Below are 15,423 nucleotides of genomic sequence, written 5' to 3'. Positions count from 1 at the left end.
CATAATACATACTGTCGTTTTCGACAGCGCTCATTATACTACATTTACGTCTGGAAGCAAGCCACCATTTATCTTTCCCGTAATAACATTAAAAGGTATCAGCCATAATCGGGCGGGATTTGACTGCTGGTCAGGTGTTTTACGACAGTCTGTACTCTCATTATAAGCTTGTTGTCTAAGCTCGACGGGTTGCCTGATATCATCTTGCACCGGATAAACCAACCATACTTGCTCTGCGTGGTAAGCCTGCGCATAACTGGTCAACTGATAGGCGTCATTGGCGCTAATCGCACCGGCGTGAGCTAGGTGCTTCCACTTCATATCAATCACGTGGCTATAGCTACCTAAGCTACAATCACTTGCGCTCTCGCTCTCACTGACTTCTATATCATCCTGATTTTTCTTCTGACCTAAATTGAAATAAGCACCTTTGTCAGCAGCTGCTTTATATATCAATAAATCTGGACGAATAGACAGACATGCCTGCCCTTCTGCATCGTTTAGCCAGACGCTTTGTGTTTGAAATAAGGGCTTATAAGCCGAATTGGTTTGCTGAAACATTGTCGCTATACGCAGGCTTGCCCATTGCTCAAACGCTTGATTCATATCAATCAATAAACATAAGCGTGGTTGAGAGGGATTGAGAGCGACTGATGGATTCGGATCAATACCATTACCGGTATGGGCGTCAGATTGTTGCAAGAGCCAATAAGCCAAATCTAATAACTGCTGCGCCGCTTGTAATTGCTGCCGAGATAAAGGCTGCAGCGCTAACTGGCGTTTTGCTTGCTGATATAACAGCTCAAGCCGCTGCAGCTCATAGCGACTTAATACTGCTACTTGTTGCCACTGCTGTAATGATGGCGGTGATACTGAAAATAACGGTGCAAGTAAAACCAGCGCGCTTTTAATCAAACGATTACTGAGCATCTCTTGGCTTAGCACACTGCTCTCACAGACGAACTTATGCGGTTGCATACTATTGTGGCGTAATTGCTCTTTGATAAGCAAGCGACCTTGTAGCGCTGCTTGGTTATGAACTTGCGTCTGATAGTGCTTGGTCGGTCGATAATAAGCTAAACGCTGTAAAAACTGCGCAATCAGCCAGTCTGATAATGGCAGTGCTGTGAGTGGTAGCGCGGCTAACTGATTGCTAAATTGATCTAAGTTTTTTGTATTAGGGAGCTTGCTTTTAGATTGGCTACTATTGGTTAAATCAGCCAACATATCCTGCACCCATTGGCGCGTCTGATTGATAGCGCTAGATTTAGCTGAATCATATGGTTGCTGCTGATTTTGCTTAGTAGACATTTTTGCCATCAACTTGGGCAATATCTCAAGTGTCATACCACTTGGCAATAAAATAATACCAATATAATGGCCAACCTTTAGCTGCCATTGTCCTTGCTGGCGTTTAATACTAAAAACGGCATATTCTTGCGCCATTAACCAGTGAAAATCCGCTACGTGCATGAAATCACGTGCTGTTAAACGTTGGTGTTCAAACACCGTAATAATATGAGTATCAGTCGTAGTTGCATTGACGCTATTAGTGCTATTAGCACCATTAGCGCTGCTACCTATTGCTTTACCCTCAGACTGTAATACTCTACTCATCACTAGCTAGCAACCTTATTAATATAAACGCTGATAGACAAACGGCTTTGTAAACTCAGCGCTGTTATCTAATAAATCTGCATTAATTTTATAACTGCCACTGCTTATAGACTGACCGAGAAAGGACTGCTGTCCTGCAAACAGCTGATTCGGACTATTTGGATTAACCAGATTATCTGCATCATTATTGATGAGCGCTTGGCTATCTTGTATAAACTGCGCACTTATCGGCTGCTGCTCATCTTGGAAGATATATTGCAAAATCGTGACTTGTCCAGCCGCGGCTTGCGCCAATTGCGGAATGATTTGTTCAATCAGTGCCGTTTGCAATTGCTCAAGACTGTCTACTGACCATAAAAACGCATGACCTAATTGCGCCTCTGCCCCAAGCGTTTGCGCGATGCGATTATTTAAACCCGTTAAGAGTTTCGCTAAATCAATGGTTTCTGTTGGATAACGGTTTTCTGCTGGATTAGCTGTTTTTGTATTAAGCGTTACTGAATTAACTGCTTCTGAGTCTTGATTGAGATTAAGATAAAGAATAGGCAATAATTTAGGCTGCGGCGGGCAGTCAATAAAGCGAAAACGCCTTCGTAATGCCATATCAAGCGGCGCTAATGAATGGTCTTGGCTGTTCATGGTGGCATAAATATCAACGTTGGCAGGAACGCTAAAGGTTCGCCCTGAATAAGCCAAATTGACCGTCATCGCATTTGTCATGCCAGCACGTTTGTCTGATTCAATCAAACTTAACAGCTCGCCAAAGACACGTGACACGTTAGCCCGATTGATCTCATCAATCAGCATCGCATAACGCTGATCAGGGTCATTAGCAGCGCGTTGGCACAATTTTAAAAATGCGCCGTCTTGAATGGTGTAACTCATTTGCGACGAACTATTCGTTGCAGGACTGGTCGCCGCCATCACCGGGCGGATACCTTCGACGAATTCTTCATAACCATAGGCTTGATGGAAGCTGACCATACTAAAGCGCTGTTGGCGAAACTCTTGGTTTTGGCTATTATTCTCGCGCTGTGCTTGTTGAAACTCGGCCAATTGCTGCGCTAAGTTACTTAACAAATCCATGCTTTCTGGGAGCAGATACCATGCGCCGCTATTATCTTTATCAAAATAGGCTTGGCTGGCTCGATTTTTATAACTCACCGTTTGTGAGCTAGCAGGCGTATGCATTTGCAGCACAGACCAAGCGGTATTGCTTAAGTTTTTATCACGCGCATTTTGCGCCGCTTTGCCAACAAAAAACTCATGACTGACAATTTCCGGCACCTTAACCAAGTCCTGTTTTTTAGACTTAAAATCCAAAAATATCAAACAAACAACATCACGCCAGCTTAATTCTTGCAGCAATTGCCCCAATAAATCCTTGTCATTTATCCTTGGCAGATAATCGGTATATTGCCGCGCGATTTGTAGCAAGCGATAGGTTTTACCCGTACCAGCGACGCCGGTATAAATGATATTGGTCGGTTTTTGAGGAGACATATCCGGCATAGCCTTATCCAGTATTAAAAAATCACGGCAACGATACTTCAGCATTTCAGCCACGTGAAAGTCTAGCTATTATAACGTAGCTCTTTTGCATTAAATGACCTAACATTCAGTGATGCTGTTTTTCAGTCGTACCATTTTTAGCAACCTTACTTTTAGCGATGTTATTGCTAATATTTATTGCGAACATTTAAGGTATCGTTACGTTAGTCATATTTTATAAGCGCAGTAGTTCATGTTAATAATAGTAGCGATACGGCACTTAATGTACCATAGTTAGAAATTTACTAAGTTAGAAATGCGCCAGCGTTAAAATAGCTGCTAGGATAAAGCTGGTTACTTTTCTCATTTAGCGCTTATTTTCTAACCACCCGTTAATTAACCCAGTTGGCTAGTCTAATGAACTAGCTTGGTTAATTAATATGATTCAACCACTCCAAATTGAGGAATGTTGTATGTCAGGATTATTAAAAAAACTCCCTACCAAGCTGACCAATAAACGAGCAGCCAAAGTAGCTGACAACACAAGATTGCCAGTCGAAAAACCAAATAGCACCTTAAAACCTATCAGCAACCAATTTACCAAGCTGCTATCAGTCACCAAATATTTACCGGCGGGTGCGCGCGCCAGCATTTTATCGAAAGCCTTTGGTAAAGTGGTGCCGTACGTGGGCACAACGGGTATCTATTATGAGACTGTCGACCCCAATCAAGTGGTGGTCAGCTTAAATAATACCAAAGCGGTGCAAAACCATATTGGCTCAGTCCATGCCGTTGCCATTACCTTGCTTGCGGAAACCGCCACTGGGTTCATTTTGGGTTTAAACCTACCGTCTGACCGCGTATTATTGATTAAGTCTTATTCGGTGAATTTTTATCGTCCGATTAAAAAAGGTCAGATTGCTGCCGTGGCGTCATTATCAGACGAGCAGCGCTTGGATATTTTAAATACGCCAAAGGGTGAAATGGTAATTCCTTGCGTGATTCATGACCGTGAGTCGGATAGCGACCGTGACCCTATCGTCGTTGAGATGACTTGGGCTTGGATACCCAAATCTGAGCTAGAAGCGCGTCGTCAAGGTAAAGCCGCTAAAGCGCTAGAGAATAAGCAAGTTGACAATAAAAAAACTGAAGATGAGCCGTCTAAAAACCAACCATCTGAAGACAAACAACCTGAAATAGAGCAATCTGAAAGTGAAGAGAGCAGCGAGCACTCGACGCAAGAGCTAGAGAGCAATTAATTTCAATTTGTTAAAGAAGCAAATAGCTACCAAAAAATGGATTTAAGAAATACCACAATAATAAGGAGACAAGCATGTCTATATATATTGATAAACTGACTACTCAATTATCTAAAGCGGTGCTGGTTAGCGCCTGTTTATTAGGCTTGGGCTTTGCGGTTACTGCCAATGCAGCGCCAACGACTAATAATGCAACCGTCACCAAATCTAGCCCAGTCTTTCTCGGTGATGGTGGCAACTATCCATTTTCAGAAGCGGTACGTGTTGGCGATACGTTATATATGTCAGGACAGATTGGTTTTAAAGACGGCAAATTGGTCAAAGGCGGCGTAAAAGCGGAAGCCAAACAAGCGCTCGATAATATCCATGAAACCTTATTAAAGTACGGCTATCAAAAATCAGACATCGTCAAATGTATGGCGATGCTGACCGATATGGATGATTTTGATGACTTTAATAAAGTCTATAAAGCAGAGTTGGCTAAGCCTTACCCTGTACGCTCAGCCTTTGGCGTTTCAGAGCTGGCAGCGGGCGCAAGCGTTGAAGTTGAATGTATCGCCGCAAAATAGCAGCGCTATTTAAAATAAGCCAAACTAACTTTTTGATTACGCGGTTATTGAGCCAATTGCACTGACTTTTGACTCAATAACCGTTTTGCTTTATACAATCGTTTTTCTTTATACAATCGTTTTTTTATACAATAATAGCATCATCAGTCAGGGCGCTTTCTTTGGTTACCCGCAGTACCTCTTCTAACGTCGTCCGACCTTCTATGACTTTGCGTAGTCCATCAGCTCGTATCGATGGCGTCTGCTGACGGGCGTATTCTTCTAGCTCATACTCGGCAGTATTACTATGAATCATCCTGCGCAAGGTATCGTCAATCGGCACCACTTCATAAATTGCCGTCCGCCCTTTAAAGCCTGAATTATTACATTTATCACAGCCAACGGGTTTCGGTAAATTAATAATATTCTCTACTAATTTTTCAGTACCTGTACTTTTAGCATTTGCCGCTATACCAATTTCAGTAAATAATTTGGCCTGCTCGTTATCAGCAGCTTGCCAGCCATGACAATGCGTGCATAGCGTCCGTACCAAGCGCTGAGCAACGACCCCAATCAGCGATGACGATAATAAGAAAGGCTCAACGCCCATATCCTGCAAACGTGTGACTGCACCGATGGCGGTATTGGTATGCAGCGTTGATAATACCAAATGCCCTGTCAAAGACGCTTGTACGGCAATTTCCGCGGTCTCTAAATCGCGAATCTCACCAACCATCACCACATCTGGATCTTGCCGCAACATGGCGCGTAAACTCTTAGCAAAGGTCATATCGACTTTATTATTAACTTGCGTTTGCCCAATGCCATCGAGCTGAAACTCAATCGGATCTTCAGCGGTCAAAATATTACGGGTTTGGTCGTTCAAATCAGTTAATGCCGAATATAGCGTCGTGGTTTTCCCCGAACCCGTTGGTCCAGTGACCAATATAATGCCATGCGGACGATGGATTAAGCGCTTAAGCTCGCTATAGTCATTATCAGAGAGTCCAAGATACGTCATATTGAGACGACCCGCTTGCTTATCGAGCAGGCGCATCACTACCCGCTCACCAAAACTTGATGGCAGCGTCGATACCCGCACATCGACCTCACGCCCTGCCAGTCTTAAACTGATACGACCGTCTTGTGGCACACGCTTTTCAGCGATATCTAGCTTAGCCATGACCTTGATACGCGAGACCAGTAACGGCGCCAATTGGCGTTTTGGCGTGATGATTTCTTTAAGCTCTCCATCGACACGAAAGCGTACCACTAGCCGTTTCTCAAAAGTTTCAATATGAATATCTGAGGCATTTAAACGTATCGCTTCCGACAATAGCGCATTAATCAGACGAATAATTGGCGCATCGTCTTGTTGGTCCATCAAGTCTTCCGTTTCGGGGACGCTATCTGCCAAGCTATCAAGATCAGGATGGTCTTCAAGCCCAGCGGCGATATGCTGCGACTCACCCGTATTACCGGCATAAGCGGCATTCATGCGTTTTTCAAAATCATCGGCGCTGATACTTTCGTAATTTGGTACACCGCGCACGCCTTGCTGCTGTAAAAACCGCACCGCTTCATTAATGGTGGACAGTGGCGTGGTTTTGGTCAACACCAGTGTCGGCGGCAACTCGGGATCAATAGCAAGAATGGCCAAAATTTGATGGCGTTTTGCAAAACTGTACGGCAGCTGCAGCATAAAGACGACCTAGTGAGTGGCTAATTTAAAAAAGGACTTATAAAACAGCTTATAAAATAACTTTGAAAATGGCTTTGAAAACAGCCTTGAAAACACAATCTAATACATGCTAATAAATACTACTGACTTGACTGTTTAAAGCCGCCTGCCTAAATCGTTAAACTGGGTAAAGATTGTCAGTAAGCGCGCATGAGTTTGTTATAATAACATTTTGTTTTATACAAGTAGCAAGGCTTTCATGTGATTTATCGCTTTGTCGCTTAAGCATCAGTATGATGAGGCTCAAGACAGCACAAGCCTCTATTTATACTATGATGACTAGCTATATTTAATTATTGTGTGTTTAATAATTCTGCGTTAATCATTGCTAGTATTGATGCCAGTTTTTGCTCATTACTTTTTGTCACCTTGTTCACTACGTCATTAGTCACCTTTGTTCGCCCGCTATTAGGATTATCCTTATGTCACACGCCGCAAATTCTACTACCAACGCTCAGTCATTTTCACAAGATACCTTGTCAAAAGACACTTTTACTGTCGGCAGTCGTACATTTTCTTCTCGATTGTTGGTCGGTACCGGTAAATATAAAGACATGGCTGAAACGGGTGCGGCTATTGGTGCCTCAGAAGCTGAGATTGTCACCGTTGCTATTCGCCGTACCAATATTGGTCAAAATAGCAATGAGCCAAATTTATTAGATGTCATTTCACCGGATAAATATACCATCTTGCCCAATACCGCAGGCTGTTTTGATGCCGAAACCGCGATTCGTACTTGTAAACTTGCTCGTGAGCTATTAGGCGGGCATAATCTGGTTAAGCTAGAAGTTTTGGGCGATGAAAAAACCCTTTATCCAAATGTGATGGAAACTTTAAAAGCGGCAAAGGTATTAATCGATGATGGCTTTGAGGTCATGGTTTATACCTCTGACGACCCTATTGTCGCTCAAGAATTGGAAAGCATGGGTTGCGTGGCGATTATGCCGCTTGGTAGCTTGATTGGCTCTGGCCTTGGTTTGCTCAATCGCCATACCCTAAGTCTTATTATCGAGAATGCCAATGTACCCGTATTGGTTGATGCTGGCGTCGGTACTGCTTCTGATGCCGCGATTGCCATGGAGCTTGGCTGTGATGGCGTGCTGATGAACTCAGCCATTGCCAATGCGCAAAATCCAGTGATGATGGCAAATGCTATGAAACATGCTATTTGGGCAGGACGTCAGGCATTTTTGGCCGGTCGTATGCCGATGCGCAAAATGGCCGCTGCCAGCTCGCCGCAGACCGGATACTTTTTTCAGTAGTTTTTTAGCTTAAACTGCTAAAAATATGGGTTATGGCATAATTAAATAATAAAAGTCCCGTGACCCATACTTTTTATATTAAGATATTTTTGTGACTACTTTTATTTTAGGTTTTTAATCGTTTTTGCTAAATGCTTTATCCTAGTTATGCTTTACCTTTGTTTAACTGAATACCTATTTATTTTATTGCCATTTTTCATTCATCGTCATAAAAGGATTTATTATGCGACTTCTCACAGCAGTCGACCAGTTGTTCTTACTTCTTGAGTCGCGTAAACAACCCATGCATGTTGGGGGTCTATTCCTATTTGAATTGCCAGAAAATGCGGATAACAGTTTTGTTTGTCAATTGGTTAAACAAATGCAACACTCTGAGGTGCCGCCAACCTTTCCGTTTAACCAAGTGCTCGAACATTTAATATTCTGGAAAAAAGACAAGCACTTTGATGTTGAGCATCACTTGCATCATGTGGCACTACCAAAGCCCGCCCGTGTACGCGAGCTCTTGATGTACGTTTCAAGAGAGCATGGCCGTCTCTTAGACCGTGCGATGCCGCTATGGGAATGTCACGTCATTGAAGGTATTGAGCCAGAGAACGAAGGCGCTCCTGAGCGTTTTGCTTTATATTTTAAAATCCACCATTCGTTGGTTGATGGCATTGCGGCGATGCGACTGGTCAAAAAATCCTTATCTCAATCACCGACCGAACCGGTTACATTACCAATCTGGTCGTTAATGGCACGCCATCGCAACCAAGTCGATGCGATTCTGCCTAAAGAGCGCTCTGCTTTGGGTATCATTAAAGAGCAAGTTTCTACCATTAAGCCAGTATTTACAGAATTGCTCGACAATTTAAAAAATTATGGCGACGACAGTTATGTCAGCACCTTTGCCGCGCCGATGAGTGTACTCAATAAACGCATTTCAGCATCAAGGCGCATTGCTGCCCAGTCGTATGAGATACAGCGCTTTAATGATATTGCTGAGCGCTTAAACATCAGTAAAAATGATGTGGTGCTGGCTGTTTGTGCTGGTGCTATTCGTCGCTATTTACTATCGATAGACGCGCTACCGAGTAAGCCCTTGATTGCCTTTGTACCGATGTCATTACGCACCGATAATAGCGTTGCTGGCAATCAGTTGTCCTTTGTACTGGCCAATTTAGGCACGCATTTAGACGATCCATTAAGCAGAATCGAGCTGATTCATCGCAGTATGAATAATGGTAAACGCCGCTTCCGCCGTATGAATCAAGCGCAGGTTATCAATTACAGTGTGATTTCTTATGCGTGGGAAGGCATCAATTTGGCAACTGGGCTGTTCCCGAAAAAACAGGCCTTTAACCTGATTATCTCCAACGTCCCTGGGTCAGAAAAGCCGCTGTATTGGAACGGCGCGCGGCTGCAATCTTTGTATCCGGCATCAATTGTATTTAATGGACAAGCGATGAATATCACTCTCGCCAGCTATTTGGATAAGATTGAATTTGGCATCACCGCTTGCAGCAAAGCTCTACCGCATGTACAAGATATGCTCGTCCTCATAGAAGAGGAGCTGCAGCTGTTAGAGCGAACCAGTAAAGAGCTTGAATTTCAAGGCATTACGGTGACAGATAAAAGTAGTGACAAGAAAAATGGCAAAACAAAAAAGCTGGCTCCATAACGGAACCAGCTTTTTAATATTAAGTTGTCTCAATAACTATACTTAGATGATGCTTAGAGTTGACGCTTAGGCGGTGCTTAAAACGCATCACCCCAAGTTGGGACAACCACTTGCATCAATGGTTTTAATAGCTTGATATTACAAGCGAAAATAGAGCCTGAGGTCATCGAGTTGTGCGCGCCTGTATGGTCAACCACCACGCCACGTGCTTCGGTCACGATTAGCTCACCGGCAGCAATATCCCAAGGCTTGATAGACATCTCAAAATAACCGTCAAAACGACCCGCTGCTACATAACATAAATCAAGCGCAGCTGAACCTAAACGGCGAACTTGACCACCTTCTTCAGAGATTTTCTGTAAGCTCTCAAAATGCTGCTTGGCATAAGAGATGACTTCACCATTGCGTTTACGCTCAAGCGGATGACCGGTAGTAAATAAACCACCATCAATCGTTTTACGCTCACTAACATTGATACGGCGTTGGTTTAGACGCGCGCCTTTACCACGGCTGGCAGAAAACATCTCATCACGAACAGGATCATAGATGACGCCGTGTTGGGTCACACCTTTATGCTGCACCGCGATAGATACACAAAACTGCGGCACACCATGTACAAAGTTTTTAGTGCCATCTAGCGGATCAATAATCCAGCACCAGTCAGCATCTTCGCCGCGACCTTCTTGCATACCAAACTCTTCACCTAAGAACGAATGATTTGGATAGCTGGCTTTTAGGGTCTCAATCGTCAGCTCTTCACTGAAACGATCAATACGGGTGACCAAACCATCAAGTCCTTTTGACTCGATATCTAGCTCGATTTTGTGGCGGTTTTGATGCGCATATAAAATCTCTTTACCGACTTTTTCAGCAGCACGCGCTGCGATGACGACCATGGGTTCCATAAATAACCTATTTGCTTGATGAATGAATACTACTTAAGAGATGTGACTTATAAAATGTACGAAAAATAAAATCTGCTTCAAAGCTGAAGCATAGTAATAATTAATAAAAACCCATAGCCGCCTAGCAAACCAAATATATGGTTGCCCGCAGTTGTACCGCCCAAGTTGTCAAATAATTCACACCTACGGCAAGTAGGCGAGGTTTAAGCAAGGAAACAGACATGCTTTATTTTTCAATCCGCTATTTTAGCAATTTTTTATGAATGATAGTGTTTTATTTTAGCAATTGCTGGAGCTGACTGACGACCCCTGCAACATCTAGACCACAATCAGCCATTTGTTCTGCTGGCGAACCATGGGCGATAAAGCGATCAGAGATACCGATATTACAGATAACTGGGTGGCTATTTTTGAAGGCTGGCGATTCGTTAAGTAAATACTCATTTACTGCACTGCCCGCGCCGCCCATAATCATATGCTCTTCCAGCGTCGCAATATGAGTAACACCTTGCTCGATTAAGGTTTCAAGCAAATGGGTATCTAAAGGTTTTACCCAGCGCATATTCACCACATGTACCTGACAGTGTGATTTTATACTATCGTTAATTAGGCTTTCTGCCGCTTGCTGAGCCGTCGCAACCATCGTACCAAAGGCTAATAACGCCAATTTATTAGGGGCGTCGTCTTGACCTAATACCGACTCTACCACTGCTTTGCCAATGGGGTAAACTTGTGCTGGCTGAGTAATGACTGCGCCTGTACCAACGCCACGCGGATAGCGTACAGCCGTGCAACCTTGATATTCATAGCAAGTATTAAGCAGATGGTAGCATTCGTTTTCGTCTTTTGGCGCGGCAATCAGCATATTAGGCACGCAGCGTAAAAAAGCAAAATCGAATACCCCTGCATGGGTTGCGCCATCTTCACCGACCAAACCGGCGCGATCAATGGCAAACATCACGTCAAGATTTTGTAAAGCCACATCATGGATAAGTTGATCGTAGCCACGCTGCAAAAAGGTTGAATAAATCGCGACGATAGGTTTGACGCCTTGGGTTGCCATGCCGCCTGCTAAAGTTACCGCATGTTGCTCAGCAATCGCCACATCAAAAAAGCGCTTAGGAAATTGACGCGCAAACTCAATCATTCCCGAGCCTTCTTCCATCGCTGGGGTAATGGCAAGCAATTTCTCGTCAGTAGTAGCTTTATCGCATAAAAACTGGCCAAATACTTGCGAGTATTTTAAGAGCGGTGTGCTTTCTTTTGGACTGTCTTTTACTGCTTCCTTCTGGCTATCTTCAGCAGGTAATTTACTGATAGCGTGATAGCCGACTGGGTCTAATTCAGCAGGCGCAAAACCTTTACCTTTAGTGGTATAAATATGGACTAAAACAGGGCCTTTTAACTGCTTGGCAAGCGATAGTACGCGCAGCAGCTCAGGAATATCATGCCCATCAAATGGACCAAAATAGGTAAAACCAATTGCTTTAAATAAATTGTCTTCTAATTGCGGGACATCACGCAGCTCTTTATGACGCTTACGGCGGTCAAAGGCTTGCATATCAGGGCGCTGACACAGTACTGGCTCGCCTGCATCAGAGATATCAACCTGATAACCCGACTCCCATAGCGTCGCTAAATGCCGCGAGAAACCACCGATAGAGCAAGATATTGACATATCATTGTCATTTAAAATCACTAGCAAATCAGCATCTTGTTGTACGGCGTCATTCATCGCTTCAAAAGCCATGCCACCGGTCATCGCCCCATCACCAATAATACAGGCAACCGTTTGTTTAAGGCCTTGGTAACGAAGCGCTAAGCTCATACCCAAAGCTGCTGAGATAGACGTCGATGAATGTCCAACCCCAAAAGTATCATAGACCGACTCAGCGCGTTCTGGAAAAGCGGTCAAACCGTCTTTTGAGCGAATGGTGCCAAGCTTATCACGGCGACCGGTCAATACTTTATGGGCATAAGCTTGATGACCTACATCCCAGACAATCTGATCTTGCGGCGCATCTAGCAGATAATGCAGCGCAATGGTCAACTCAATCACGCCTAAGTTGGCACCAAAATGACCGCCACTTTGACCAGCTGAATAAAGCAAAAAAAGCCGTAGCTCATCCGCTAAGGTAATTAGCTGACTCTCGCTAAACGCTTTTAAATCAATCGGTGCGTCTACCGTATCAAGTAGCGGTGTATGCGGACGCTCACGTGGAATTGCTGCATACGTTTGCTGCAGGTTTGATAGCGGTGCAGCAGAATCAATGGCTGACGCAGATAATGACTTAGACTGTGGGGAATGAGTTGACTGCTGCATAGAACGTACGATACCTACCAATCTGCTGACAAGATGCTACCTTAGACAGTGGCTAGCAACTGTTACTAGCAACTGTCTAAGTGGCGTTAATAATAGCGCGGCATCATAAAATACTTGATACCACAGGCTATATAATTATTGATACAGCTTTTAATATAGCTGTGAATAACGAAAAATACGCTATTAGTATAAGGCGTTGCTTTTAATCTTATGTTGCTTTTAATCTTATAATGCTAAAGGCAGTGATAAAGACGGTTATCAATGCTGTTATAAATCATGGCAATGTTTAATGATGATGCTTAATGATTTTGCATACATATCGGACCTTGGTGACGACATAGTAATGTAAGGGCAAAGACTTGTCACTGTATCCGTCAAAATAGTATGGCATAATAGCATTTATTTTTAATTGTCGCTTTAATCATCGTGCGCCGTCTGTGAACTTTGTGTGTTTTTCCACTAAATATCAGCCACCTGCTATTTGAATCAGCAGCGCCTAGGCAATACCTTAGCTATTATTATAAAGCTTTAACAGATACCACAAAGCTTAAATAGACCTCTAGCGCCACGATGATCGGCTTATGCAGGACATTAATGTCATATCAATTTATTACTACTGCCAAACTACCTACTCGTCACGGCGAGTTTGATATTCATATCTTTGAAAATGAAGACGGTCAAGAGCATGTCATGCTTACCGTGGGTTTACCTGTGGTCAATCAAGCTGATGCTTTAAATCAGGCTGATACAGCGCTAAACCAACAAGGCGCGTCGCTAACAGAGCCCCTCATCCCGCTGATACGTATTCATTCGGAATGTTTAACGGGTGATGCCTTTAGCTCGCTAAAATGCGACTGTGGTCCACAGCTAAACACTGCCATGCAAGCGATACAAGAGACTGGCTGCGGGGCGATATTATACCTGCGCCAAGAAGGTCGCGGGATTGGTCTGACCAATAAAATCCGCGCTTACGCCTTGCAAGATCAAGGTCATGATACCTTAGATGCCAATCTCATGTTAGGCTTACCGGCTGATGCGCGCGTTTATGATATGTGCGGGCCGATGCTCGCTCATGTCGGTGTTGATAGCGTACGCTTGATTACCAATAACCCCGATAAAGTCGCTTATTTAACCCAGCATGGTATCAATGTTGTTGAACGAGTGCCATTATTGGTTGGGGTTAACGACATGAATGCTGAATATCTAGCAACCAAACGCGATCGTATGGGGCATCTGCTAGATAAAGACTTTAATACTGCCTTACACCTTAATAAATAGTAAATAATTAGATATTTTATGAGTATGCCAAATATAGAGAGTAATACCAATCCTCTCACAACAGATTCTATGTCAAATGCAACAACGACACCGACCCATAACGACATCATGCGTGTGCGTGAGTTTCTGGTCGATTTGCAAGCACGTATCTGTCAAGCATTAGAAGCGCAAGAGCGTGATGGCAGTAGCTATGATAAACCGGCTACTTTCGTGCCTGACGACTGGGAACGTCCTGAAGGCGGCGGCGGTCGCTCGTGTGTTTTAGCCGATGGTGACGTCATTGAAAAAGCGGGTGTGATGTTTAGTCATATCCATGTGCAGAACTTGCCCGCCTCGGCAACTGCGCGCCATCCTGATATCGCTGGTCGTAAAGCACAAGCGATGGGCGTCTCTTTGGTTGTGCATCCTAAAAACCCTAACGTCCCAACCAGCCATGCCAACGTGCGTTTATTCGTGGCAGAAAAAGAGGGTGAAGACCCCATTTGGTGGTTTGGCGGCGGTTTTGATTTGACGCCATTTTATCCGGTGTTGGCTGACTGCGTGCATTGGCATCAGGTCTGTCATGACCTTTGCGCTCCCTTTGGCGATAGCGTCTATCCTGACTTTAAACAATGGTGTGATGAATATTTCCATCTGCGTCATCGTAATGAGCAGCGCGGTATCGGTGGTTTATTTTATGATGACGTCAATCTTGAGAGTCGTGGTTGGGATTTCGAGACCTGCTTTAAGTTTATGCAAGCGGTCGGCAATGGCTACCTTGAAGGGATATTGCCCATCTTTGAGCAGCGTAAAAATACTCCATATACCGAAGCCCAGCGTGAATTTCAACTCTATCGCCGTGGACGCTATGTCGAATATAATCTTGTTTATGACCGCGGCACCCTGTTTGGGCTACAGAGTAATGGACGCATCGAATCTATCTTAGTCAGCATGCCACCGCTTGCCAGTTGGCATTATCGCTTTGAGCCTACTGAAGGGGCGCCTGAGTTTGAATTGACCGATTTTTATCTAAAACCTCGTGATTGGTTGACTTTATAGTCTTCATTGGCATAATAAGCCGCAGACAGCGTTTTGGTTCTTGTATAAACAGCCCTATTTGCTCTCTTTAAAACTTCAGAAAAACACTATCAAGGTCAGCGTTACTGCTGACCTTTATTATTTACTATTTTTTATTTGAGAGCAGCCTAAGAGCAGCCAAATTGTTAGATAGGTCATTTTGACTTTTAGCTTATAAAACGCGCTTTGGCGAAAATTCATAGCTGATTAAAATACCATTACAAAGATGCCATTACAAAAAGGTACTTTATTATCCTACTTTATTTTAGCCTGTTGAGGT

At 43.8% G+C, this 15,423-nt stretch carries 11 protein-coding genes; 6 read left to right on the top strand and 5 right to left on the bottom strand.

Translation table 11 applies throughout. The features are described 5' to 3' along the window. Nucleotides 1-33: 33 nt before the first annotated feature. Complete coding sequence (locus tag B3Q63_RS01690) at nt 34-1,617, bottom strand: McrC family protein (protein ID WP_296173018.1); 1,584 nt, start codon at nt 1,615-1,617, stop codon at nt 34-36. A gap of 18 nt (nt 1,618-1,635) precedes the next feature. Continuing rightward, complete coding sequence (locus B3Q63_RS01685; protein ID WP_296173016.1) at nt 1,636-3,120, bottom strand: McrB family protein; 1,485 nt, start codon at nt 3,118-3,120, stop codon at nt 1,636-1,638. A gap of 461 nt (nt 3,121-3,581) precedes the next feature. On the opposite strand from B3Q63_RS01685, the gene B3Q63_RS01680 reads away from it, so the two are divergent. Next, nucleotides 3,582-4,367, top strand: a complete 786-nt coding sequence (locus tag B3Q63_RS01680) for a DUF4442 domain-containing protein (RefSeq protein ID WP_296173014.1) — start codon at nt 3,582-3,584, stop codon at nt 4,365-4,367. Between the two features lie 74 nt (nt 4,368-4,441). Beyond that, nucleotides 4,442-4,936 (top strand): RidA family protein, encoded by a 495-nt coding sequence (locus tag B3Q63_RS01675; RefSeq protein ID WP_296173012.1) that lies wholly within the window; start codon nt 4,442-4,444, stop codon nt 4,934-4,936. A 124-nt stretch (nt 4,937-5,060) separates the two neighbouring features. On the opposite strand, the gene gspE is transcribed toward B3Q63_RS01675, so the two are convergent. Further along, on the bottom strand, nt 5,061-6,617 hold the full coding sequence (gene gspE / locus B3Q63_RS01670) for a type II secretion system ATPase GspE (protein ID WP_296173011.1): 1,557 nt from the start codon (nt 6,615-6,617) through the stop codon (nt 5,061-5,063). Nucleotides 6,618-7,078: 461 nt separating this feature from the next. Here gspE and B3Q63_RS01665 point away from each other — a divergent pair, with 461 nt between their 5' ends. Together B3Q63_RS01665 and B3Q63_RS01660 are read left to right on the top strand one after the other, a co-directional pair. Then, complete coding sequence (locus B3Q63_RS01665; RefSeq protein ID WP_296173008.1) at nt 7,079-7,918, top strand: thiazole synthase; 840 nt, start codon at nt 7,079-7,081, stop codon at nt 7,916-7,918. Between the two features lie 223 nt (nt 7,919-8,141). Then, entirely contained in the window at nt 8,142-9,581 is a 1,440-nt protein-coding gene (locus B3Q63_RS01660) for a WS/DGAT/MGAT family O-acyltransferase (RefSeq protein WP_296173006.1), read from the top strand. A gap of 77 nt (nt 9,582-9,658) precedes the next feature. Here the strand turns inward: B3Q63_RS01660 and B3Q63_RS01655 are convergent, their stop codons facing one another. Both B3Q63_RS01655 and dxs read right to left on the bottom strand, forming a co-directional pair. Continuing rightward, entirely contained in the window at nt 9,659-10,486 is an 828-nt protein-coding gene (locus tag B3Q63_RS01655) for an inositol monophosphatase family protein (RefSeq protein ID WP_201562429.1), read from the bottom strand. Between the two features lie 274 nt (nt 10,487-10,760). Beyond that, nucleotides 10,761-12,809: a 1-deoxy-D-xylulose-5-phosphate synthase gene (gene dxs / locus B3Q63_RS01650; RefSeq protein WP_296173000.1), complete on the bottom strand. Its 2,049-nt coding sequence runs from the start codon at nt 12,807-12,809 to the stop codon at nt 10,761-10,763. Between the two features lie 594 nt (nt 12,810-13,403). Here dxs and ribA point away from each other — a divergent pair. Both ribA and hemF read left to right on the top strand, forming a co-directional pair. Continuing rightward, a complete protein-coding gene (gene ribA / locus B3Q63_RS01645; protein ID WP_296172999.1) occupies nt 13,404-14,087 on the top strand; it encodes a GTP cyclohydrolase II in 684 nt (227 codons plus the stop codon). Nucleotides 14,088-14,156: 69 nt separating this feature from the next. Next, the gene (gene hemF, locus B3Q63_RS01640) at nt 14,157-15,125 is read left to right on the top strand and encodes an oxygen-dependent coproporphyrinogen oxidase (protein WP_296173337.1); all 969 of its coding nucleotides are present in this window, start codon (nt 14,157-14,159) and stop codon (nt 15,123-15,125) included. The last annotated feature ends 298 nt before the right edge of the window (nt 15,126-15,423 follow it).

The organism is Psychrobacter sp. UBA2769 (assembly GCF_002352555.1).
GTDB classification, from domain to species: domain Bacteria; phylum Pseudomonadota; class Gammaproteobacteria; order Pseudomonadales; family Moraxellaceae; genus Psychrobacter; species Psychrobacter maritimus.
The sequence above is the reverse complement of the archived record's forward strand: the minus strand, read 5'-3'. Positions and strand labels throughout refer to the sequence as shown.

Bases quoted from the DNA above. Each gene is read 5' to 3' on its own strand.
- hemF (WP_296173337.1), top strand. From the start codon at position 14,157: ATGTCAAATGCAACAACGACACCGACCCATAACGACATCATGCGTGTG.
- B3Q63_RS01665 (WP_296173008.1), top strand. From the start codon at position 7,079: ATGTCACACGCCGCAAATTCTACTACCAACGCTCAGTCATTTTCACAA.
- gspE (WP_296173011.1), bottom strand. From the start codon at position 6,617: ATGCTGCAGCTGCCGTACAGTTTTGCAAAACGCCATCAAATTTTGGCC.
- B3Q63_RS01680 (WP_296173014.1), top strand. From the start codon at position 3,582: ATGTCAGGATTATTAAAAAAACTCCCTACCAAGCTGACCAATAAACGA.
- B3Q63_RS01660 (WP_296173006.1), top strand. From the start codon at position 8,142: ATGCGACTTCTCACAGCAGTCGACCAGTTGTTCTTACTTCTTGAGTCG.
- B3Q63_RS01690 (WP_296173018.1), bottom strand. From the start codon at position 1,617: ATGAGTAGAGTATTACAGTCTGAGGGTAAAGCAATAGGTAGCAGCGCT.
- ribA (WP_296172999.1), top strand. From the start codon at position 13,404: ATGTCATATCAATTTATTACTACTGCCAAACTACCTACTCGTCACGGC.
- B3Q63_RS01655 (WP_201562429.1), bottom strand. From the start codon at position 10,486: ATGGAACCCATGGTCGTCATCGCAGCGCGTGCTGCTGAAAAAGTCGGT.
- dxs (WP_296173000.1), bottom strand. From the start codon at position 12,809: ATGCAGCAGTCAACTCATTCCCCACAGTCTAAGTCATTATCTGCGTCA.
- B3Q63_RS01675 (WP_296173012.1), top strand. From the start codon at position 4,442: ATGTCTATATATATTGATAAACTGACTACTCAATTATCTAAAGCGGTG.
- B3Q63_RS01685 (WP_296173016.1), bottom strand. From the start codon at position 3,120: ATGTCTCCTCAAAAACCGACCAATATCATTTATACCGGCGTCGCTGGT.